Genomic DNA, 22140 nt, shown 5'->3' with positions numbered 1-22140 from the left:
CAAGCAAAACGTTGCACCTTTTCGGCATCAAAGCCTGCGACACCATGAAAAAGGCGCGCACCTGGCTCGATGAACACGCTGTGAGCTATGACTTTCATGATTACAAAGCGGTCGGAATCGACCGTGAACACCTGACCCAATGGTGCGACGAGCACGGCTGGCAAGTGGTGTTGAACCGCGCAGGCACGACCTTTCGCAAGCTCGACGACGAACGCAAAGCCGATCTCGATCAGCCGAAAGCCATCGAACTGATGCTCGCACAACCCTCGATGATCAAGCGCCCGGTGCTCGATCTCGGTGACAGAACCCTGATTGGCTTCAAGCCAGATATCTACGCGGCAGCACTCAAGTAAGGCAGCCCGTTCCATTTTGTTAGAGGTATCAACATGTCCACTACCCTGTTCAGCCTGGCCTTTGGTGTCGGCACTCAAAACCGTCAAGGCGCATGGCTGGAAGTGTTTTACGCGCAGCCACTGCTCAACCCGTCGGCCGAACTGGTCGCTGCCATTGCGCCGGTTCTGGGCTACACCGAAGGCAATCAGGCCATCGCCTTCAGCACTGCTCAGGCGTCGCAACTGGCTGAAGCGCTGAAAAGCGTCGACGCTGCACAAGCTGCGCTGCTGACCCGTCTGGCCGAGAGCCACAAGCCGCTGGTCGCCACGCTGTTGGCCGAAGACGCGCAACTGAGCTCCACGCCTGAGGCTTACCTCAAGCTGCACCTGCTGTCCCACCGTCTGGTCAAGCCCCATGGCCTGAACCTGGCCGGAATCTTCCCGTTGCTGCCAAACGTCGCCTGGACCAGCCAGGGCGCCATCGATCTGGCCGAACTGGCCGAGCACCAACTGGAAGCCCGTCTGCGCGGCGAGCTGCTGGAAGTGTTCTCGGTGGACAAATTCCCGAAAATGACCGACTACGTGGTTCCGGCCGGCGTGCGTATCGCTGACGCGGCACGTATTCGTCTGGGCGCCTACGTCGGCGAAGGCACCACCGTGATGCACGAAGGTTTCGTCAACTTCAACGCCGGTACCGAAGGCCCGGGCATGATCGAAGGCCGTGTGTCGGCTGGCGTGTTCGTCGGCAAGGGTTCGGACCTGGGCGGCGGTTGCTCGACCATGGGCACCCTGTCGGGCGGCGGCAACATCGTGATCAAGGTCGGCGAAGGCTGCCTGATCGGCGCCAACGCCGGTATCGGTATCCCGTTGGGCGATCGCAATACCGTTGAGTCGGGCCTGTATGTGACCGCCGGCACCAAAGTGGCGCTGCTCGACGAAAAAAATCAGCTGGTCAAAGTCGTCAAGGCCCGTGAACTGGCCGGTCAGCCTGACCTGCTGTTCCGTCGCAATTCGGAAACCGGTGCCGTGGAGTGCAAAACCCACAAGTCGGCCATCGAACTGAACGAAGCGCTGCACGCTCACAACTAAGCGTCGCATGATCACCTGTGGGAGCGGGCTTGCTCGCGAAGAGGCGCTTGAGGCTGCTAAAAGCTTCGCGGGCAAGCCCGGCTCCCACAGGGTTCGGCGTAACCCCACCAGGGCCCGATAGCATGATGATTCCTTCTCCCTGGCGCGCCGATTTTCCGGCCATCGCCGCATTGCAACGGCAAGACCAGACCTATCTGGACAACGCCGCCACCACACAAAAACCTCAAGCCCTGCTGGATGCCCTGGCGCATTACTACGCCAACGGCGCGGCCAACGTGCATCGGGCGCAACACTTGCCCGGCGCCCATGCCACCCAGGCGTTCGAGGACAGCCGCAGCAAAGTAGCGCAATGGCTGAACGCCGGCGATTGCGGACAAATCATCTTTACCCACGGCGCGACCTCCGCGCTGAACCTCCTGGCCTACGGCCTGGAACACCTTTTCAACCCGGGCGATGAGATTGTCATCAGTGCCCTGGAGCATCACGCCAACCTGTTGCCGTGGCAGCAACTGGCCCACCGTCGCGACTTGAAGCTGGTGATCCTGCCGCTGGATGCCGACGGTTTGATTGATCTTCAGGCTGCCGCTCACCTGATCGGTCCGCGTACTCGTCTTTTGGCCGTCAGTCAGCTGTCCAACGTACTCGGTGCCTGGCAGCCGTTACCTGCGCTGTTGGCGATGGCCAAGGCACACAACGCCCTGACCGTGGTCGACGGTGCTCAAGGCGTCGTGCATGGTCGGCACGACGTACAGGCATTGGGTTGCGACTTCTATGTATTTTCCAGCCACAAGCTCTATGGCCCCGATGGCCTGGGCGTGTTGTTCGGGCGCAACGAAGCGCTGCAGCACCTGCGCCCCTGGCAGTTCGGTGGCGAAATGGTGCTGGATGCCAATTACCACGACGCACGCTTTCGTCCCGCACCGCTGGGGTTCGAAGCCGGTACGCCGCCGATCGCCAGTGTGATCGGTCTGGGCGCGACGCTGGACTATCTCGCCGGGCTGGATCAGGACGCCGTGTCCGCCCACGAGGCGGCGTTGCATGACTATTTGCTCAAAGGCCTCGAAGCGCGCAACGGCATTCGCCTGCTGGGCAAACCGCAACTGGCGCTGGCCAGCTTTGTTGTCGAGGGTGTGCATAACTCGGACCTGGCGCATTTGCTGACCGAACAGGGTATCGCCGTGCGCGCCGGTCATCATTGCGCCATGCCGTTGCTCAAGCGCTTCGAACTGGCTGGCGCGATTCGGGTGTCATTGGCGTTGTATAACAATAGCGAAGACCTTGAGCGCTTTTTCGAAGCGCTGGACCAGGCCCTGGAGTTGTTGCGATGACCCTGCCCGCCGATGCCGTCACGGCGCTGGACACTTTTCAGAAAGCAGCGAGCTGGGAACAGCGGGCACGGCTGTTGATGCAGTGGGGCGACCGTCTGCCTGAGCTGAGCGATGTGGATAAAGTCGACGCCAACCGTGTGCATGGCTGTGAAAGCCAGGTCTGGCTGGTCGGTGCGCTGCAGGATGGGCATTGGCAGTTCAGCGCCAGCAGCGATGCGCGGTTGATTCGCGGGTTGGTGGCGTTGCTGTTGGCGCGGGTCAATGGGTTGTCGGCGGCTGAGTTGCGGCAGGTGGATTTAGCGGACTGGTTCAGTCAGCTTGGACTGAGCCGCCAGCTCTCGTCATCGCGCAGCAATGGCCTCAATACGGTGCTCCAGCGGATGAATGAGTTGGCTGGTTAATCGCCTTCGCGAGCAAGCCCGCTCCCACATTGGATTTATGGTGTATTCGGATTTTGTATCCAACCGATCCAATGTGGGAGCGGGCTTGCTCGCGAAGAGGCCATCAGCCACTCCCGATCAAGCCTCAGGTTTTACCCGATCCGCCGGGCGCCGCACCCCAGCCACAATCTTATCCACAGCCTTGGTCGCCGCGACCATGCCGAATGTCGCCGTCACCATCATCACCGCGCCAAAGCCCCCGGCGCAGTCGAGCTTCACGCCATCACCGACAAAACTCTTCTGCAAGCAAATGCTGCCATCCGGTTTCGGGTAGCGCAGTTGCTCGGTGGAAAACACGCACGGGACGCTGTAGTGACGGGTCACGGTGCGGGAGAAGCCATAGTCGCGGCGCAATGTGGAGCGTACTTTCGATGCCAGTGGATCATTGAACGTGCGGTTCAGGTCGCAGACCTGGATCAGCGTCGGGTCAATCTGCCCGCCCGCACCGCCGGTGGTAATGATCTGGATTTTGCGCCGCTTGCACCAGGCGATCAGCGCCGCCTTGGCGTTGACGCTGTCGATGCAGTCGATCACGCAATCGATGTTCGGCGTGATGTATTCGGCCATGGTTTCGCGGGTAACGAAATCCGCCACCGCATGCACCGTGCAGTCCGGGTTGATCCCGCGCAGGCGCTCGGCCATTACTTCGACCTTGGGTTTGCCAACGGTGCTGTCCAGCGCATGCAGCTGACGGTTGGCGTTGCTGACGCAGACGTCGTCCAGGTCGAACAGCGATATCTCGCCCACGCCACACCGGGCAACCGCTTCCGCCGCCCAGGAACCGACACCACCGACGCCGACGATCGCCACATGGGCCGCGCGCAAGCGCTCCATGCCTTCAATGCCATACAAGCGGGCGATACCAGCAAACCGCGGATCTTCTGTACTCATGACCATAACCCCAAAAACCGGCGCGCATTATAGGGCTGTCGGCGGTCAAGAGCACCTTTGGTGCTATGGACGGCAGTCTTGACTGCTTCAATTGACTACAAATTTATTGGAATTGGGCTACATCGTCCCGGTCAAAGAACTTAAGTCGACCTGGATTGCCCAATGTCGGGCGTTTCCCTGTTCGCTGTACGGTCAGAGAACCTCCAGTGTAGGATGCGCGCCCCTGCCACCTGGCAGCCGGCCGCCAACCGTTCCTTCGTTCCACAGCCTTTGGAACCCGAAAAAGCTATGTCATCGCGTAAATTTGGACTCAACCTGGTCGTGGTGCTCGCCATCGCAGCCTTGTTTACCGGCTTCTGGGCGCTGATCAATCGCCCGGTCTCCGCCCCCAACTGGCCTGAACAGATCTCTGGCTTCTCGTACTCGCCGTTTCAACAAGGCCAGTACCCGCAGAAAGACCAGTATCCGACCGACGATGAAATGCGTCGCGACCTGGAGATCATGAGCAAGCTGACGGACAACATCCGGACCTACTCGGTCGACGGCACGCTGGAGGATATCCCCAAACTGGCGGAAGAATTCGGCCTGCGGGTGACCCTGGGGATCTGGATCAGCCCGGACCAGGAACGCAACGAGCGCGAGATCCTGCGCGCCATCGAACTGGCCAACACCTCCCGCAGCGTGGTTCGTGTCGTGGTCGGTAACGAGGCGATCTTCCGCAAGGAAATCACCGCTGCCGAGCTGAGCGTGATCCTGGATCGCGTGCGCGCGGCCGTTAAGGTGCCAGTCACAACCTCTGAACAGTGGCACGTCTGGGAAGAACACCCGGAACTGGCCAAGCACGTCGACCTGATCGCGGCTCACGTTCTGCCCTACTGGGAGTTCATTCCGGTGGACAAGGCGGGTCAGTTCGTTCTCGACCGCGCCCGTGACCTGAAAAAGATGTTCCCGAAAAAACCGTTGCTGCTCTCCGAAGTCGGCTGGCCGAGCAACGGCCGCATGCGCGGTGGCGCCGATGCGTCGCCGGCGGATCAAGCGATCTACCTGCGCACCTTGGTCAACAAGCTCAACCGCCAAGGCTTCAACTACTTCGTGATCGAAGCGTTTGACCAGCCGTGGAAGGCCACTGACGAAGGCTCGGTAGGCGCGTACTGGGGCGTGTTCAACGCCGCGCGCCAGCAGAAATTCAACTTCGAAGGCCCGGTGGTCGCGATCCCGCAATGGCGTGTGCTGGCGATCGGCTCGGCCGTGTTGGCCCTGCTGTCCCTGACCTTGCTGATGATCGACGGCTCGGCCCTGCGCCAACGTGGCCGTACCTTCCTGACCTTTATCGCGTTCCTGTGCGGTTCGGTGCTGGTGTGGATCGGTTACGACTACAGCCAGCAATACAGCACCTGGTTCAGCCTGACGGTGGGTTTCCTGCTCGCCCTCGGTGCACTCGGGGTATTCATCGTTCTGCTGACGGAAGCCCATGAACTGGCCGAAGCGGTCTGGACCCACAAACGCCGGCGTGAATTCCTGCCGGTCGTGGGCGAATCGGACTACCGGCCGAAGGTGTCAATTCACGTTCCTTGCTACAACGAGCCGCCGGAGATGGTCAAACAGACCCTCAATGCCTTGGCCAATCTCGACTATCCGGACTTCGAAGTCCTGATCATCGACAACAACACCAAGGACCCGGCGGTGTGGGAACCGGTGCGTGATTATTGCGAAACCCTCGGCCCGCGTTTCAAGTTCTTCCACGTCGCGCCATTGGCCGGCTTCAAGGGTGGTGCGCTGAACTATCTGATTCCGCATACCGCCAAAGATGCCGAAGTGATTGCGGTGATCGACTCGGACTACTGCGTCGACCCGAACTGGCTCAAGCACATGGTGCCCCACTTCGCCGACCCGAAAATCGCCGTGGTGCAGTCGCCACAGGATTATCGCGACCAGAACGAAAGCACCTTCAAGAAGCTCTGCTATGCGGAATACAAAGGCTTCTTCCACATCGGCATGGTCACCCGCAACGACCGTGACGCGATCATCCAGCACGGCACCATGACCATGACCCGGCGCTCGGTGCTCGAGGAACTGGGCTGGGCCGACTGGTGTATCTGTGAAGACGCCGAGTTGGGTCTGCGCGTGTTCGAAAAAGGTCTGTCGGCGGCGTACTACCACACCAGCTACGGCAAAGGCCTGATGCCCGATACCTTTATCGACTTCAAGAAACAGCGTTTCCGCTGGGCCTATGGCGCGATTCAGATCATCAAGCGTCACACCGCCAGCCTGCTGCGTGGCAAGGACACCGAGCTGACCCGTGGCCAGCGTTACCACTTCCTCGCGGGCTGGCTGCCATGGGTGGCGGATGGCATGAACATCTTTTTCACCGTCGGCGCACTGTTGTGGTCGGCGGCGATGATCATCGTGCCGCAACGGGTCGATCCACCGCTGCTGATTTTCGCGATCCCGCCATTGGCGCTGTTCGTGTTCAAGGTGGGCAAGATCATCTTCCTGTACCGTCGTGCGGTCGGGGTCAACCTCAAGGACGCCTTCTGCGCCGCACTGGCCGGGCTGGCGTTGTCGCACACCATCGCCAAAGCGGTGCTGTACGGCTTCTTCACCAGCAGCATTCCGTTCTTCCGCACCCCGAAAAACGCCGATAACCACGGCTTCTGGGTAGCCATTTCGGAAGCGCGCGAAGAGGTGTTCATCATGCTGCTGTTGTGGGGCGCGGCGCTGGGGATCTTCCTGGTGCAGGGCCTGCCGAGCAACGACATGCGCTTCTGGGTGACCATGTTGCTGGTGCAGTCGCTGCCGTACCTGGCGGCGCTGATCATGGCGTTCCTGTCGTCGCTGCCCAAACCGGCGGTCGAAACAGAGACGGCGCCGGCAGTCTAAATCTTTGCAGATGCACTAAACGGCGGCCAATGGCCGCCGTTTTGCTTTAAGATAACCGCCATTTTGCAGGCCTTGGCCGGGCACGTTCCGACGGTCGAACGCCATACCTGTGGGAGCGGGCTTGCTCGCGAATGCGGTGTGCCAGTCAACATCAATGCTGAATGACACACCGCATTCGCGAGCAAGCCCGCTCCCACATTTAGCCCCGTGCCCAAATTTCAAGTTTCCGGAGTCTTACATGACGGCCCACGCCGACCTTTCGCCGACCCTTCAACTCGCCATCGACCTGATCCGCCGTCCGTCCGTGACGCCGGTCGACGCCGATTGCCAGAAGCAGATGATGCAGCGCCTGGGCGATGCCGGTTTTACGCTGGAACCGATGCGCATCGAAGATGTGGATAACTTCTGGGCGACCCACGGCAAACACGACGGCCCGGTGCTGTGCTTCGCCGGTCACACCGATGTGGTGCCGACCGGTCCGGTGGCGGCCTGGCAGATCGATCCGTTCAACGCGGTGATCGACGAACACGGCATGCTCTGCGGCCGTGGCGCGGCAGACATGAAAGGCAGCCTCGCGTCCATGACCGTGGCGGCCGAGCGCTTCGTCGCCGACTATCCGGATCACAAGGGCAAGGTTGCGTTCCTGATCACCAGCGACGAAGAAGGTCCGGCGCACCATGGCACCAAGGCAGTGGTCGAACGCCTAGCCGCCCGCAAGGAGCGTCTGGACTGGTGCATCGTCGGCGAACCGTCGAGCACCAGCCTGGTGGGTGACGTGGTCAAGAACGGCCGGCGCGGCTCCCTCGGCGCAAAATTGACCGTGCGCGGTGTGCAGGGCCACGTGGCGTATCCGCACCTGGCGAAGAACCCGATCCACCTCGCCGCCCCGGCGCTGGCCGAACTTGCCGCCGAGCACTGGGACCACGGCAACGATTTCTTCCCGCCGACCAGTTTCCAGATCTCCAACGTCAATTCCGGCACCGGCGCGACCAATGTGATCCCGGGTGATCTGGTGGCGGTGTTCAACTTCCGCTTCTCCACCGAGTCCACCGTCGAAGGCCTGCAAAAGCGCGTCGCCGACATCCTCGACAAGCATGGCCTGGACTGGCACATCGACTGGGCGCTGTCCGGCCTGCCATTCCTCACCGAGCCGGGCGCGCTGCTCGACGCGGTGTCGTCAAGCATCAAGGACATCACCGGTCGTGACACCAAGGCCTCCACCAGCGGCGGCACTTCCGATGGGCGCTTCATCGCGACCATGGGCACCCAAGTGGTTGAACTGGGCCCGGTCAACGCGACGATCCACCAGGTCAACGAACGCGTACTGGCGGCCGACCTCGACGTGCTGACCGAAATCTACTACCAGACCCTGATCAAGTTGCTCGCCTGATGCTGGCCTGCCCGATCTGCAGCGAACCGCTGAACGCGGTGGACAACGGCGTGGCCTGCCCCGCCGGGCATCGTTTCGACCGTGCGCGGCAGGGTTATCTGAACCTGTTGCCGGTGCAGCACAAGAACAGCCGTGACCCTGGGGATAACCTGGCGATGGTCGAAGCCCGTCGCGACTTCTTGAATGCCGGGCACTATGCGCCGGTGGCCAAGCGTCTGGCGGAATTGGCGGCGCACTACGCGCCCCAGCGTTGGCTGGACATCGGTTGTGGCGAGGGTTACTACACCGCGCAAATCGCCGAAGCCTTGCCCAACGCCGATGGCTATGCCCTGGACATTTCCCGGGAAGCGGTCAAACGCGCCTGCAAACGCAACCCCGCGCTGACCTGGTTGATCGCCAGCATGGCACGGGTGCCGTTGGCCTCGGGCAGCTGCCAGTTCCTGGCCAGCGTGTTCAGCCCTTTGGACTGGGAAGAAGCCAAACGCCTGCTCAGCCCCGGTGGCGGCCTGATGAAAGTCGGGCCGACCAGCGGCCATCTGATGGAGTTGCGCGAGCGGCTGTACGACGAAGTGCGTGAGTACACCGACGACAAGCATCTGGCGCTGGTGCCGGAAGGCATGGCGCTGCAACACAGCGAAACCCTGGAATTCAAACTGACGCTGGTCAATGGCCAGGATCGCGCGAACCTGTTAGCGATGACACCTCACGGCTGGCGCGCCAGTGCCGAACGCCGGGCAGCGGTCATCGAACAGGCTGAGCCGTTCGAGGTCACGGTGTCGATGCGCTACGATTATTTCGTTCTTCAATAACCCGACAACTTTGGTCTTGAGCAAAGCTTGAGACCGGCTAAATCCGCGAATGGATTTTTCAGACCCGCAGTGAGGACATCCATGCGCCAACCGGACATCGAGATTTACCTGAAAGACGCCGACGTCGACTACAAGGCCATCGCGGCCTGGCTCGGCGCGGCTTTAGGCCCCTGCACCGACTGGGTCCAGAAAGGTCAGACCTACAAGTGCAAGGCCGGCAACGTGCCGGTGACCTGGCTGCCCAAAGCCGTCGGCAAATGGAACAGCCTGTACCTGGAAAGCGACCAGACCCCGTGGGAAGACGACATCGCCTGCGCCCGCGCCGCATTTGCCGCGCTCAACGTCGAAGTGCGTTGCGCGCCGGGTAGCTGGGTCGAGGAAGAGGGTGAAGAGTCAGCGGATCGCTGGATTCGCATCAGCGTCGATGGTGAAGAAGAGATCACCTGGAAAACCGCTTAAATCCCGTTCAACGCGGATTAAATGTGGGAGCGGGCTTGCTCGCGAATGCGGTGTGTCAGTCGACATTAACATTGACTGACACACCGCATTCGCGAGCGAGCCCGCTCCCACATTGGTTTTGTGTGATCCGAAGATCGGGTTTACAGCCCCACCACATCCTCAGCCTGCAAACCCTTCTCACCAGTCACCACCGCATACTCGACCTGCTGACCTTCAGTCAGCGAGCGATGCCCTTCGCCGCGGATGGCGCGGTAGTGCACGAACACGTCCACCCCGTCCTCGCGCTGAATGAAGCCATAGCCCTTGGCGTCGTTGAACCACTTCACATTGCCGGTTTCGCGCGTTGCCATGTCTCGGTACCCCTTCTTTTTATTTTGAATGGCCGAGTATATGACAGACGCAAAAACTCTCAACTCAAGTTTACTTAGCCGCTTTTTTGCCGATTTTCGATGAATCCGGCACACTATCGGCCGCCCGAGCAAACGCTCGGTTTTATTCACTCACGCAGAAGCCGTATGACCCGTTCCCCGTTTCGCCGTCTTGTGTTTGGCACCCTGCGCCGACTGCTATACCTCTGGGTTCGCTCGGAGACGATCAACCAGTCGTCGTTCACCCTTAACCTCGACCGCAGCCGGCCAGTGTTCTACGTCCTGCAAAACCCTTCGCTGACCGACCTTGCCGTGGTCGATACCGAATGCAGCAAGGCCGGCCTGCCACGCCCGGTGTTGCCGGTATCGGTGGGTGCGCTGTTGGAGCCCGCCGCGTTCTTTTACCTGACGCCCGAGCCCGACTGGCTCGGCCGTCAGGACAAACGCGGTGCGCCGCCGACCCTGACCCGTCTGGTCAGCGCCCTGAGCCAGAACGCCGCCGAAGACGCGCAGATCATTCCGGTCAGCGTGTTCTGGGGTCAGTCGCCGGACAGCGAGTCGAGCCCGTGGAAATTGCTGTTCGCCGACAGCTGGGCGGTCACCGGGCGTTTGCGCCGGTTGCTGAGCATCATTGTGCTGGGGCGCAAGACCCGGGTGCAGTTCTCGGCGCCGATTCATCTGCGTGAACTGATCGATCACAACAAAGGCCACGAACGCACCGTGCGCATGGCCCAGCGGATTCTGCGGGTGCACTTCCGCAATCTGAAAGCTGCGGTAATCGGCCCGGACATTTCCCACCGTCGCAACCTGGTCAAAGGCCTGCTCAATCAGCCGCTGGTCAAACAAGCGATCCTCGACGAAGCCGAGCGCGAGAATATTTCCGCGGAAAAAGCCAAGGCCCAGGCCTTGCGCTATGGCAACGAGATCGCCTCCGACTACACCTACACCGCGATCCGCTTCATGGAAGTGGTGCTGAGCTGGTTCTGGAACAAGATCTACGACGGGATCAAGGTCAACAACATCGAAGGCGTGCAAAAGGTCGCCCCGGGTTACGAAGTGATCTACGTCCCCTGCCACCGTAGCCACATCGACTACCTGCTGCTGTCCTATCTGCTGTTCCGCAACGGCCTGACCCCGCCGCACATCGCCGCCGGGATCAACCTCAACATGCCGGGTATCGGCGGTCTGTTGCGTCGCGGCGGGGCGTTCTTCATGCGCCGCACCTTCAAGGGCAACCCGCTGTACACCTCGGTGTTCAACGAATACCTGCACACCCTGTTCACCAAGGGCTTCCCGGTCGAGTACTTCGTCGAAGGCGGCCGTTCGCGCACCGGGCGCATGCTGCAACCGAAAACCGGGATGTTGGCGATTACCCTGCGCAGCTTCCTGCGGTCGTCGCGGATGCCGATCGTGTTCATTCCGGTGTACATCGGCTATGAGCGCGTTCTGGAAGGCCGGACGTACCTCGGCGAACTGCGTGGCGCGAGCAAGAAGAAAGAATCGATTTTCGACATCTTCAAAGTCATCGGCGCGCTCAAACAGCGCTTCGGCCAGGTCGCGGTCAACTTCGGTGAGCCGATCAAACTGGCGGAGTTCCTCGACAGCGAACAGCCGGACTGGCGCCAACAGGCGCTCGGCCCGCAATTCAAACCGGCCTGGCTCAACGAAACCACCAACCGCCTCGGCGAGAAAGTCGCGCAGCACTTGAACGAAGCGGCGGCGATCAACCCGGTGAACCTGGTGGCCCTGGCGTTGCTGTCCACCGGCCGCCTGGCCCTGGATGATCGCGCCATGGCGCGTGTGCTGGATTTGTATCTGGCGCTGTTGCGCAAGGTCCCTTACTCGCCGCACACCACCCTGCCGGACGGTGACGGGCGAGCCCTGATCGAGCATGTGAAGGACATGAACCTGCTGTCTGAGCAGAACGATGCACTGGGCAAGATTCTGTACCTGGACGAACAAAACGCCGTCCTGATGACCTACTACCGCAACAACGTGCTGCACATTTTCGCGTTGCCGTCATTGCTGGCGAGTTTCTTCCAGAGTGCGTCGCGCATGAGTCGCGAGCAGATCCTGCGCTACACCCGCGCGCTGTATCCGTACCTGCAATCGGAACTGTTCATTCGCTGGTCGCTGGACGAACTCGATGACGTGATCGATCAATGGCTCGAAGCCTTCGTCGAGCAAGGCCTGCTGCGTTTCGAGAAAAACGTGTACCTGCGCCCGGCGCCGAGCTCGCGGCATTTCGTGCTGCTGACGCTGCTGTCCAAAAGCATCGCCCAGACCTTGCAGCGCTTCTACATGACCGTTTCTTTGTTGCTCAACAGCGGCCAGAACAGCATCAGCGCCGAAGAACTGGAAGACCTGTGCACGGTCATGGCCCAGCGCCTATCGATCCTCCACGGCCTGAACGCCCCGGAGTTCTTCGACAAGAGCCTGTTCCGTCACTTCATCCAGACAATGCTGGACCTCGACGTGCTGCGCCGTGACGAAGCGGGCAAGCTGAGTTATCACGAACTGCTCGGCGAACTGGCCGAAGGCGCGGCCAAACGGGTACTGCCGGCGGAGATTCGTTTGTCGATCCGTCAGGTGGCGCTGCATCGTAGTGAAGACGCGGCGGACCAGGTCGCGGGGCCCGCGCAAACCGACTAAATTTCAACATCCGTTAACGCTCTTTTCCGAACCTTTTATTCCGAACAAGGAAGCCGCCATGCTCCGCCCAACCCTTCGCTTCGCCGGCCTGTGCGCAGGCTTGATGATCTGCGCTAATGCCCTGGCACTGTCACTCAGTGACCTGTCGCAACAAGACGCGACCGGCGGTCTCAAGGACGCCCTGACCCAAGGCGCGCAACTGGCCGTTAAACAACTCGGCACACCCGGCGGCTTCAGCAACAACCCGGACGTGAAGATCGAACTGCCAGGCAAGCTGGGCAAGGTCGCCAAGAAAATGAAACAGTTCGGCATGGGTGACCAGGTCGATCAACTGGAAACCAGCATGAACAAGGCAGCTGAAGCGGCGGTAACGCAGGCTCAGCCGATTCTGGTGGATGCGGTGAAGAAGATGACCGTGGAAGATGCCAAGGGGATTCTCAGCGGCGGTCAGGACTCGGCCACTCAGTACCTGAGCAAAACCAGCCGCGAACAGATCCGCACCAAGTTCTTGCCGATCGTCAAGCAAGCCACCGACCAGGTGGGTTTGGCTCAACAATACAACGCGTTCGCCGGGCAAGCCGCGACGCTGGGTGTGCTGGATGCAAAAAATGCCAACATCGAAAGCTACGTGACCGAGCAGGCGTTGAATGGTCTGTTCGAGATGATTGGCAAGCAGGAAGAGACCATTCGCAAGAACCCTGCGGCGGCAGCGACCAGCCTGGCGAAGAAGGTGTTCGGCACGCTCTAGACCCTGTGGGAGCGGGCTTGCTCGCGAAAGCGGTGTATCAGTCGAGATCAACGTTGACTGGCACACCGTTTTCGCGAGCAAGCCCGCTCCCACATGGATTGCGCTGGACTGACGGGCATTACCCGCCTCCCGCCCTCAATTACCCCTAATGGGTGGCCGTCACAATTTGTCTCATCTTCAGTTATGCTCGCCGTTCGTCGTAAACGCCGGAGTCGTTGATCCTATGTCCCCCACTCGCCTGTTAGTCCCCCTCGCCCTTGCTCTGCTGAGCGCTTGCGCCTCGCAACCGAAACAGAACCTGACCGTGGAAAAACAAAGCGAATGCCCGGCGAAACTGCACAACGGGCAAACCCTGATCCTGACCCTGCCAAGCAACCCCACCACAGGTTACCGCTGGGCGATCCAGGATTCGGCCGGGGGCGTGTTGCGCGCGCTCAGCCCCGAGGTCTACAGCAACCCCGAAGACGCCGGAATAGTCGGCAGCGCCGGCATTTCAACCTGGCGTTTCCAGGCCTTCGCCACCGGCACCGGCCGCTTGCGACTGACTTACTCACAACCGTGGGCACCGGAAGTACCCGCCGTGCAAACCTTCGACTGCGCCATCGCGGTTAACTGATCGTGGGCTGGCTGATTCTGGCGCTGATGGGCGCGGTGACCTTTGTGTATGGTTTGAGCGTGCATGCCGCGCTGCTGTGCCTGTTGGTCAAACCGCTGCCGGTGCTGGCGCTGCTCGGCTGGTTACACGATGCACCGCCCAGTGACTATCGGCGCTGGATCAGCCTGGGTTTGATTTTCTCCCTGGTCGGCGACGTGTTGCTGGCATGGCCGCAAGATTTATTCGTGTTTGGCCTTGGGGCGTTTTTGGTCGCGCATTTGGCGTATCTAAAGGCTTATTTGAGCGATTGTCGGCGTCTGGCGCTATTGCCGTTGATCCTTGCGTCGAGCGCCGGCGCGGTGCTGCTGGGGATTTTGATTTCCCACGGACTGGGTCCGTTGTTGATTCCGGTGATTGTTTATGGTTTGGCCATCAGCGCGATGCTTTGGCGTGCATTGGCCCGACTCGGCACTGACGTGTCCAAGCGCTCGGCGCTGCTGGCAGCGGCTGGTGCCCTGGCGTTCGTGTTCTCCGACAGCGTGATCGGCATCAACCGTTTCGTCTCGCCGTTCAATGCTGCGCCTTACATCATCATCCTCAGCTACTGGCTGGGACAGTGGGGTATCGCAGCCTCAGCGTTTACTAGTAAAACAAATAACAACTAAACGAAAAACCATTACAGTAGAATCGCTTATTTATTTCAAAAAGTGATAAAAACCTGTCAAATCTGACAGTAGCCGAGTTCTTCCCACCTACTTAATATTTCAGTGGCTTCACCCCACCACGAATGTTATCCAAGGAAGAACATCATGAGTTTTTTTAAAAGCAAAAATGCTATTGCTGGTTTAGAGCCCATTATTACCGTCAGCGCAAAAACTGTGGCCACGGTTTCCAATCGTGTAGATTTCGAGACCCAAATTGTTGAATTTGAGGCCGATGTGAACAGCAACTTGATCGCTTTGGTCAGTCGGGCTAATACCCAAGACTACTCGCACAGAAACAAAAAAGGGCTAGTGCTTATATTTGATAAAAACATCAAGTCCGGCACATATTCGGTTACCGATCCAGACTTTCCCTTCGAAAGCGCTTACTATTTTGAATTCGGAACAATTCCTGGCTTCACTACATCTTTTCAGTATAAACCCCAAAATGGATCCTTCACCGTGGAGGCAATCGAAAATACCGGAGAAAAGTTGCATTATCAGATCGGGTTTGATTTTAAAGGCGTAAACGAGCGAAATAAAGAACTCAAGATTTCCGGAAAATCTACTTATATCGTGTTGATGGAGTCACGCTAAACCATCAATGGCCAAACCTCGTTTTCGGGGTTTGGCCATTCACTCACCAGTCAGCGCCTCATCTCTGTGCTCTGCTCCTTGATTTGTAAAACAGAACTCCCGCCACACCTCCCTCACGCTTTATCAGACAACCCGCGCATCCCCCCGTCAATTTGGCTAAAATGCCGGCCTTTTCCACCTACGCCGTTGGAACCGCCGTGAGCAAAGAATCCGATCGCCTTTTCGCCCAGCCTTTGGCCCAGGTGCCTGACTTCGCCTTTAACGAGGACGTGGTGCGGGTGTTCCCGGACATGATCAAGCGCTCGGTGCCGGGTTATCCGACCATCGTTGAAAACCTCGGCGTGCTCGCCGCGCAGTTCGCCCAGCCCAACAGTGTGCTCTACGATTTGGGCTCGTCTTTGGGCGCCGTGACCCAGGCCTTGCGCCGCCACGTGCGCACCGACGGTTGCCGGGTCATTGCTGTGGATAACTCCGCGGCCATGGTCGAGCGTTGCCGCGAATACCTCAACGGCCAGGACTCGATGTTCCAGGAGTTGCTGCCGGTGGAAGTGATCGAAGGCGACATCCTTGCCCTGGAATTTCAGCCAGCCTCGGTGGTGGCACTGAACTTCACCCTGCAATTCATCGCCCCGGACCAGCGCACCTCGCTGCTCGCACGCATCCACCAATCGTTGTTGCCCGGTGGCGCGCTGATTCTTTCGGAGAAGCTGCGCTTCAACGATCCCGAAGAACATGCGCTGCTCACCGACCTGCACGTGGCCTTCAAACGCGCCAACGGCTACAGCGAACTGGAAATCGCCCAGAAGCGCAGCGCCATCGAAAACGTCATGAAGCCCGACAGCCTCGAAGAACACCGCGAGCGCCTGTTGGCCGCCGGGTTCTCGAAAGTCGTGCCGTGGTTCCAGTGTCTTAACTTTGCCTCGTTGATTGCCTTGCCATGATTGATCTGTCCCCCCTCGCCCGCCGTCTGGCCGGCACTCCGCTGGCCGAATGGGCCAACACCCTGCAAGTGCAACTCGACAAGAAAATGGAAAAAGGTCACGGCGACCTGGAGCGCTGGCAGAGCGCACTGGATGCGTTGCCGAAGATCCAGCCGAGCGAAGTCGACTTGTTGAACGGCCTTAAGCTGGAAACCGATTGCGACGATGAAACCCGCGCGCAAATGCGCACCGCGCTGATGGGTTTGTCACCTTGGCGTAAAGGGCCGTTTGACCTGTTCGGCGTGCATGTCGACACCGAATGGCGCTCGGACTGGAAGTGGTCCCGGGTGGCTCCACATCTGGACCTGAAGGGCAAACGCATCCTCGATGTCGGCTGCGGCAACGGCTATTACATGTGGCGTATGCTCGGCGCCGGTGCAGACAGCGTAATTGGTGTCGATCCGAACTGGCTGTTCTTCTGCCAGTTCCAGGCCGTACAGCGTTACCTGTCCGAGCCCAATGCCTGGCACTTGCCATTCCCTTTCGAAGACCTGCCGCCGAATCTGGAAGGGTTCGACACCGTGTTTTCCATGGGCGTGTTTTACCACCGCCGCTCGCCGATCGAGCATTTGCTGGCGCTGAAGGATTGCCTGGTCAAGGGCGGTGAACTGGTGCTGGAGACGCTGGTGATCGAGGGCGATCAGCAGCAGGTGTTGGTGCCGGAAGACCGATATGCGCAGATGCGTAACGTGTGGTTCCTGCCGTCGGTGCCAGCGCTGGAACTGTGGCTGCGCCGTGCCGGGTTCAGCGACGTGCGTTGCGTGGATGTCAGTGTGACCACGGTCGAGGAACAACGCGGGACGGAGTGGATGAAGTATCAATCGTTGAGCGACTTCCTGGATCCGGATGATCACAGCAAAACGGTTGAAGGGCTGCCGGCGCCGATGCGTGCCGTAATTGTCGCTCGCAAGTAAACCACCGATAGCCCTACCAATGGAGATCCCCATGTGGGAGCGGGCTTGCTCGCGAATACGGTTTAACATTCAACAGAAATGTTGATTGATCCACCGCATTCGCGAGCAAGCCCGCTCCCACATGGGTTTCGGTGTTCAGTCTGCGGATTTTGCTCTACGGGCCTTGAAAAACTCGCTCAACACCGCGCCGCATTCCTCCGCCAACACCCCCCCCTCATACACCACCCGATGATTGAGAAAGCCCTGGGTAAAAAACTGCCCCTGGCTCTGCACAATCCCGGCCTTGGGCTCCAGCGCGCCATACACCACCCGTGCAATTCGCGAATGCACGATCAGCCCGGCGCACATGCTGCACGGCTCCAGAGTCACGTAGAGCGTACTGCCCGGCAGGCGGTAGTTGCTGGCGGCCTGGGCGGCGGCGCGGATCGCGACCATTTCGGCGTGGGCGCTGGGGTCGTTGCCGCTGATCGGGCAATTGAAACCGCGCCCGATGATTTCACCGTCCTGCACCAGCACCGCGCCCACCGGCACTTCACCCAGCGCCGCGCCTTGGGCGGCAAGGGCCAGGGCTTCGCGCATGAAATCACGATCACGGCTGCGGTCGATAATCGCTGCGGGGCGTATCTGGCGCATCACGCCACCTCGATGGCGGCCATCAGGCCGGTTTCCATATGGTCGATCACATGGCAGTGGAACATCCAGACGCCGGGGTTATCCGCCACCAGCGCCACTTGCGCGCGCTCGTTCTTGCCCAACAGGTAAGTGTCGGTAAAGTACGGGATAACCTTGTGCCGGTTCGAGGCAATGACTTTGAAACTCATGCCATGCAAGTGGATCGGGTGCTGATATTGAGTCATGTTTTTCAATTCGAAAATATAGCTTTTGCCCTTTTCGAGCCTGGCGATCGGTCGATCGGCGCAGGTCTTGTCGGTGATATCCCAAGCCTTGCCGTTGATCTGCCACAGGCTGGGCGGCTTGCCGTTATCTACGTTGACCGACACCGAACCCACCCATTCGAAATTGAAGTTGAGTTTCTCGGCATTGGCCAGGTCCGGCTCGGCCACCGGGTTGGCAGGCAGCGCCGGCGGCCACTCGGTCGGCGCGTCGGTATTGGCCACCGAGCGCAAGGTGCCCAGGCGTACCGGGCCGTTGCGCAGGGACAATTCTTCGCCGGCCGGCGGCGCCTTGATCGCCAGGCAAATGCGCATGCCGGGGCCGAGCCAGTATTCCTTGCCCAATGGGCGCGGTTCAATCGGGTTGCCGTCCAGCGCGTAGATCTGCGCTTCGACACCGGGAATATTAAGGCGATAAGTCAGCGTGTTGTCGAGGTTGAGCAGGCGTACGCGGGTGATCTGCCCGGCGGGCAACTCAATCACCGCCTGCGACACACCATTGATGGTCGACAGCCCCCCCGCCGTACCGCCACGGGCCGCTTCACGAGGAATGCTGAACGGCACGAAAGCACCGACTTCATCGACATGCCAGCTCTTGAGGCTCAAGGTCTTTTCGTACTTGAAACCGGTGGGCTCACGCTCTTCGATGATCAGCGGGCCGACCAGCCCGCGACCGAGCTCCTCGCTGCTGTTCACGTGCGGGTGATACCAATAGCTGCCGGCGTCGGGCACGCGGAATTTGTAGTCGAAGTACTCGCCCGGCAGCACCGGCAATTGCGAGACATACGGCACGCCGTCCATTTCCAGCGGCAGGCGGATACCGTGCCAGTGAATGGTGGTCGCCACCGGCAGATGGTTGATGAAGCGCACCCGCAGCCATTCGCCCTGACGCACACGCAATTCAGTGCCCGGAGCCGATGGGCCGAACGCCCAAGCCTCGGTCTTGTGCCCGGCCACCAGTTCGACGTCCAGCGGGGCGGCGATCAGCTCATAGTCGTGACCGGCCTCAGCGTCGGCCATCTTGCCCAGCCAGTAACGCGACGCGCCACCGGCTCCGACACCAACGACAACAAGACCGGCCAGGCCACCGAGGATTTGGCGACGGGTAAAGGACATGAACTCAACTACCTCACGTATCAACCACAGGCGCGGAGCCTGCAAAAGGCGAATACGATACACCTGCGGATGAGAAACAGTAAGGGCAACCCGTGGGAACGATCACTGAAGACCGGTGAGCAAATGCACCACTCCACCGTCCAGCGTCATGACCCCAGGCACCCCCGCTGCCATCAACGCCTGCCGATCCATCCGCGCCACATCCCGTAACTCCACCCGCATTCGCGTCAGCGCCACCGGCTGATGGGATTTGAGGTTATCCACACCGCCCAACGCGGCCACGACTTTCGGTGCCAGGCCAGAAACGGCTTGAGCCACCACCTTCGGCTCATCCACCACCAGATCCGGGGTCAACGCTTTCCAGAACGCCCGCTGCATTTTCTCGAACATGCTCAGTTCTCCAGAACCAGTGAAGTATCTACCGTGGCCTCGTGGTGCAGGCGCAATGCCTCGCGTACCTGCCCGGCACTTTCCAGCCCCAGCACTTGCTGGGCGATGGCCTGACAGTCCAGCAGGTCCACTTCGCGAACCGCCGCCTTGATCGCCGGAATCAGCGGCACGCTCACCGACAACTCATCCACGCCAAGCCCCAGTAACAGCGGCACCGCCAGGTTTTCCGAAGCCAGAGCGCCGCATACACCGACCCATTTGCCATGGGCATGGGCGGCTTTCACCGTGCTGGCGATCAAGCGCAGCACCGAGGGATGAAAACTGTCGGCCTGACTGGCCAGCCGTGGGTGATCGCGGTCCATGGCCAGGGTGTATTGGGTGAGATCGTTGGTGCCGATGGAGAAGAAATCCACCTCGGGCGCAAACAGATCCGCCATCAGCGCCGCTGCCGGAACTTCGATCATGATCCCCAGTTTCGGCAGTTCCATGAGCCCTGCTGCCAGCGCTTCCTCTTCAAGCAGCTGACGGGCCAGCCGCAACTCCGACAACTGCGTGACCATCGGCAGCATGATGTGCAGGCGAGCCAGCCCGGCGCTGCTCAAAATCGCCTTGAACTGATCGCGCAACAACTGCGGACGCTCCAGGCACAAACGAATGCCGCGCATGCCCAGGAACGGGTTGGTTTCGCGCTCCATCGGCACGTAGGCCAACGGTTTGTCACCGCCGACATCCAGGGTGCGCACCACCAGACTGCGCGCCGGGCCCAGGGCGCGGGCGATGGCGCTGTAGGTGCAGGCCTGCTCGTCATGGCTCGGCGCGTGATTGCGATCCAGATAAAGAAACTCCGAACGCAACAGACCGACGCCCTCGCCACCCAGCGCCATGGCCTGTTCGGCTTCGGCCAGCGAAGCGATATTGGCAGTGATTTCAACGTGATGCCCATCGCGGGTACGGGCGGCCAGCCCTGCGTTTGCCAACTCGTGTTGCTGGCGTTTCTTTTGCCGCTGACGATGAACTTGCAACTGCTCAATGGCGGCCAGTTCCGGATCGAGCTGCAACTCGCCCTTGTCGGCATCGAGCAAAACCCGGGTGCCATTGGCCAATGCCACTACCTGAACCGGCAAACCGCAGATCGCCGGCAAGCCAAAGGCCCGGGCCAGAATCGCCACGTGGCTGGTGGCACCACCGCCGACCGTCGCGAACCCCAGCACCTTGCACGGGTCCAGGCCAGCCGTCTGGGAAGGCGTCAGCTGCTCGGCAATCAGAATCGCCCCTTCCGGCAACTCCATCGCACGATCTTCTACACCGAGAATCGACTTGAGTACCCGTTGACCAACGTCGGCCAAATCCGCCGCTCGTTCGGCCAGCAAGGCATTGCCCAGGCTTTTGAACAAGGCCGCCGTCGACTCGGTGGCCGCCCGCCAGGCGTAAGCGGCGCTTTTGCCAGCGTCGATCAATGCCAGGGCCTGATCCAGCAGGCTGGGGTCTTCGAGCAGCTCCTGATGCGCCTTGAAGATGTCGGCCTGGGCGTCCCCCGTGGCAGTGTCCCGCAACTGCTGCAGGGCCAGAACCGCCGTCGCCAACGCTCGGGACAGGTGCTCACGCTCAACCTGAGGACCAACGCCTGATTCATTCACCTCGAGGGTCTGCTCGGCAATCTGCACCACTTGGCCAAATGCCGACCCCGGCGATGCACAAACGCCGCGCAGCACCGTTAGCGATGAGGCCTCAGCGGCGACTGTCTCAACCTCTGCCATCACCGTCACGACTTCCCCGCAACCACTAGCCAGCAACTCCACCAGCGTCTTGATCGCCATTTCGGCATCCGCGCCCGCCGCGCTGACCTGCAGGACGTCACCATGGGCAGTCTGCAAAGCCATGATCGCCACCAGGGATTTGGCGTTCGCGCTGTCCTGCTGTTTATGCAGACAAATGCTCGCTGAAAAGCCTTTCGCCGCTTGGGCAAACACTGCCGCGGGGCGCGCGTGCAAGCCGTTGGAATTGGGCAGTTTCACCGGTTTGGAGAACAGCGCGTCGCCTTCCTCCAAGCCTGGTTCATCGACCGTCACTTCCGATGGATTCAAACTCAGCAACGGCTGACCGCTTTGCACCACCCCCGTTTCAGGGGCCAGCCAGGTAAACGGCTCGCCGCTGACCACCAGCATCAAGGTCAACAAACTGCGGGCGTTCAAGGCAATGTAATCGGCATCGAACTCGATCAGCGCCTGCCCCACCTCAACCCGCTGACCTTCCTCCACCGACCGGGTGAAACCCTTGCCGGCCAGGTTCACGGTGTCGAGGCCGATATGCATCAATACCTGCACACCATTGTCGTCGGTGATGCTGACGGCGTGCCCGCTGGCCTGCACATTGCTGATCACCCCGGCCAGCGGTGCGCACAAGGTGGACGAGGTCGGGTCGATGCACAGACCGTCGCCGATCACGCGACTGGAAAACACCTGATCGGGCACCTGGTCCAGCGGCATAAGCACACCGGACAAAGGTGCCAGCAGTTGCAATTGTTGGGGTATGGCCATGACGTCACCTGCTGTTTTTGTTCTTTGAAGT

21 protein-coding genes are annotated in these 22140 nt (G+C 60.4%); 15 read left to right on the top strand and 6 right to left on the bottom strand.

The window, feature by feature from the left end:
- Positions 1–44 precede the first annotated feature (44 nt).
- The 4 genes from PSH64_RS05520 to PSH64_RS05505 all read left to right on the top strand — a co-directional run bounded on the left by PSH64_RS05520 (position 45) and on the right by PSH64_RS05505 (position 3150).
- Entirely contained in the window at positions 45–353 is a 309-nt protein-coding gene (locus PSH64_RS05520; protein WP_232252269.1) for an arsenate reductase, read from the top strand.
- 33 nt (positions 354–386) lie between these two features.
- Complete coding sequence (dapD, locus tag PSH64_RS05515; protein ID WP_105340261.1) at positions 387–1421, top strand: 2,3,4,5-tetrahydropyridine-2,6-dicarboxylate N-succinyltransferase; 1035 nt, start codon at positions 387–389, stop codon at positions 1419–1421.
- 122 nt (positions 1422–1543) lie between these two features.
- Entirely contained in the window at positions 1544–2749 is a 1206-nt protein-coding gene (locus tag PSH64_RS05510) for an aminotransferase class V-fold PLP-dependent enzyme (RefSeq protein ID WP_305480178.1), read from the top strand.
- The gene (locus tag PSH64_RS05505) at positions 2746–3150 is read left to right on the top strand and encodes a SufE family protein (protein WP_105340259.1); all 405 of its coding nucleotides are present in this window, start codon (positions 2746–2748) and stop codon (positions 3148–3150) included. The genes PSH64_RS05510 and PSH64_RS05505 overlap by 4 nt, the downstream gene beginning before the upstream one ends.
- A 117-nt stretch (positions 3151–3267) precedes the next feature.
- On the opposite strand, the gene tcdA is transcribed toward PSH64_RS05505, so the two are convergent.
- Positions 3268–4086 carry a tRNA cyclic N6-threonylcarbamoyladenosine(37) synthase TcdA gene (tcdA, locus tag PSH64_RS05500; RefSeq protein WP_105340258.1) on the bottom strand — a complete coding sequence of 273 codons (819 nt, stop codon included), beginning with the start codon at positions 4084–4086 and terminating at the stop codon, positions 3268–3270.
- A gap of 282 nt (positions 4087–4368) precedes the next feature.
- On the opposite strand from tcdA, the gene PSH64_RS05495 reads away from it, so the two are divergent.
- From PSH64_RS05495 to PSH64_RS05480, 4 genes are all read left to right on the top strand, one after another.
- A complete protein-coding gene (locus PSH64_RS05495) occupies positions 4369–6960 on the top strand; it encodes a glycosyltransferase (RefSeq protein ID WP_105340349.1) in 2592 nt (863 codons plus the stop codon).
- Between the two features lie 238 nt (positions 6961–7198).
- Positions 7199–8350, top strand: a complete 1152-nt coding sequence (gene dapE, locus PSH64_RS05490) for a succinyl-diaminopimelate desuccinylase (protein WP_105340256.1) — start codon at positions 7199–7201, stop codon at positions 8348–8350.
- On the top strand, positions 8350–9159 hold the full coding sequence (locus tag PSH64_RS05485) for a putative RNA methyltransferase (protein ID WP_105340255.1): 810 nt from the start codon (positions 8350–8352) through the stop codon (positions 9157–9159). The genes dapE and PSH64_RS05485 overlap by 1 nt, the downstream gene beginning before the upstream one ends.
- Positions 9160–9240: 81 nt before the next feature.
- Positions 9241–9618, top strand: a complete 378-nt coding sequence (locus tag PSH64_RS05480) for a hypothetical protein (RefSeq protein ID WP_105340254.1) — start codon at positions 9241–9243, stop codon at positions 9616–9618.
- 140 nt (positions 9619–9758) lie between these two features.
- Here the strand turns inward: PSH64_RS05480 and PSH64_RS05475 are convergent, their stop codons facing one another.
- Entirely contained in the window at positions 9759–9968 is a 210-nt protein-coding gene (locus PSH64_RS05475) for a cold-shock protein (protein ID WP_007964248.1), read from the bottom strand.
- Positions 9969–10133: 165 nt separating this feature from the next.
- On the opposite strand from PSH64_RS05475, the gene plsB reads away from it, so the two are divergent.
- From plsB to cmoB, 7 genes are all read left to right on the top strand, one after another.
- Positions 10134–12638 carry a glycerol-3-phosphate 1-O-acyltransferase PlsB gene (gene plsB / locus PSH64_RS05470; protein ID WP_105340253.1) on the top strand — a complete coding sequence of 835 codons (2505 nt, stop codon included), beginning with the start codon at positions 10134–10136 and terminating at the stop codon, positions 12636–12638.
- 58 nt (positions 12639–12696) lie between these two features.
- Positions 12697–13386, top strand: coding sequence for a DUF4197 domain-containing protein (locus tag PSH64_RS05465; RefSeq protein ID WP_007940472.1), 690 nt, complete (start codon positions 12697–12699; stop codon positions 13384–13386).
- A gap of 223 nt (positions 13387–13609) precedes the next feature.
- Positions 13610–14002 (top strand): protease inhibitor I42 family protein, encoded by a 393-nt coding sequence (locus PSH64_RS05460; protein ID WP_105340252.1) that lies wholly within the window; start codon positions 13610–13612, stop codon positions 14000–14002.
- A gap of 2 nt (positions 14003–14004) precedes the next feature.
- Positions 14005–14646, top strand: a complete 642-nt coding sequence (locus PSH64_RS05455) for a lysoplasmalogenase (protein ID WP_105340251.1) — start codon at positions 14005–14007, stop codon at positions 14644–14646.
- Positions 14647–14790: 144 nt separating this feature from the next.
- A complete protein-coding gene (locus tag PSH64_RS05450; protein ID WP_305480176.1) occupies positions 14791–15279 on the top strand; it encodes a hypothetical protein in 489 nt (162 codons plus the stop codon).
- A 161-nt stretch (positions 15280–15440) separates the two neighbouring features.
- Positions 15441–16220: a carboxy-S-adenosyl-L-methionine synthase CmoA gene (gene cmoA / locus PSH64_RS05445; RefSeq protein WP_305480175.1), complete on the top strand. Its 780-nt coding sequence runs from the start codon at positions 15441–15443 to the stop codon at positions 16218–16220.
- Complete coding sequence (gene cmoB, locus PSH64_RS05440) at positions 16217–17173, top strand: tRNA 5-methoxyuridine(34)/uridine 5-oxyacetic acid(34) synthase CmoB (protein ID WP_305480174.1); 957 nt, start codon at positions 16217–16219, stop codon at positions 17171–17173. The genes cmoA and cmoB overlap by 4 nt, the downstream gene beginning before the upstream one ends.
- A gap of 135 nt (positions 17174–17308) precedes the next feature.
- On the opposite strand, the gene tadA is transcribed toward cmoB, so the two are convergent.
- The 4 genes from tadA to ptsP form a co-directional block, all read right to left on the bottom strand.
- Positions 17309–17806, bottom strand: a complete 498-nt coding sequence (gene tadA / locus PSH64_RS05435) for a tRNA adenosine(34) deaminase TadA (RefSeq protein ID WP_105340248.1) — start codon at positions 17804–17806, stop codon at positions 17309–17311.
- Positions 17806–19182: a multicopper oxidase family protein gene (locus tag PSH64_RS05430; RefSeq protein WP_105340247.1), complete on the bottom strand. Its 1377-nt coding sequence runs from the start codon at positions 19180–19182 to the stop codon at positions 17806–17808. The genes tadA and PSH64_RS05430 overlap by 1 nt, the downstream gene beginning before the upstream one ends.
- Positions 19183–19284: 102 nt before the next feature.
- On the bottom strand, positions 19285–19572 hold the full coding sequence (locus PSH64_RS05425; RefSeq protein WP_305480173.1) for a PTS transporter subunit EIIB: 288 nt from the start codon (positions 19570–19572) through the stop codon (positions 19285–19287).
- A 2-nt stretch (positions 19573–19574) separates the two neighbouring features.
- On the bottom strand, positions 19575–22109 hold the full coding sequence (gene ptsP, locus PSH64_RS05420; protein ID WP_305480172.1) for a phosphoenolpyruvate--protein phosphotransferase: 2535 nt from the start codon (positions 22107–22109) through the stop codon (positions 19575–19577).
- Positions 22110–22140 lie beyond the last annotated feature (31 nt).

Source organism: Pseudomonas sp. FP1742 (genome assembly GCF_030687145.1).
Lineage (GTDB): Bacteria > Pseudomonadota > Gammaproteobacteria > Pseudomonadales > Pseudomonadaceae > Aquipseudomonas > Aquipseudomonas frederiksbergensis_D.
The sequence above is the reverse complement of the archived record's forward strand: the minus strand, read 5'-3'. Positions and strand labels throughout refer to the sequence as shown.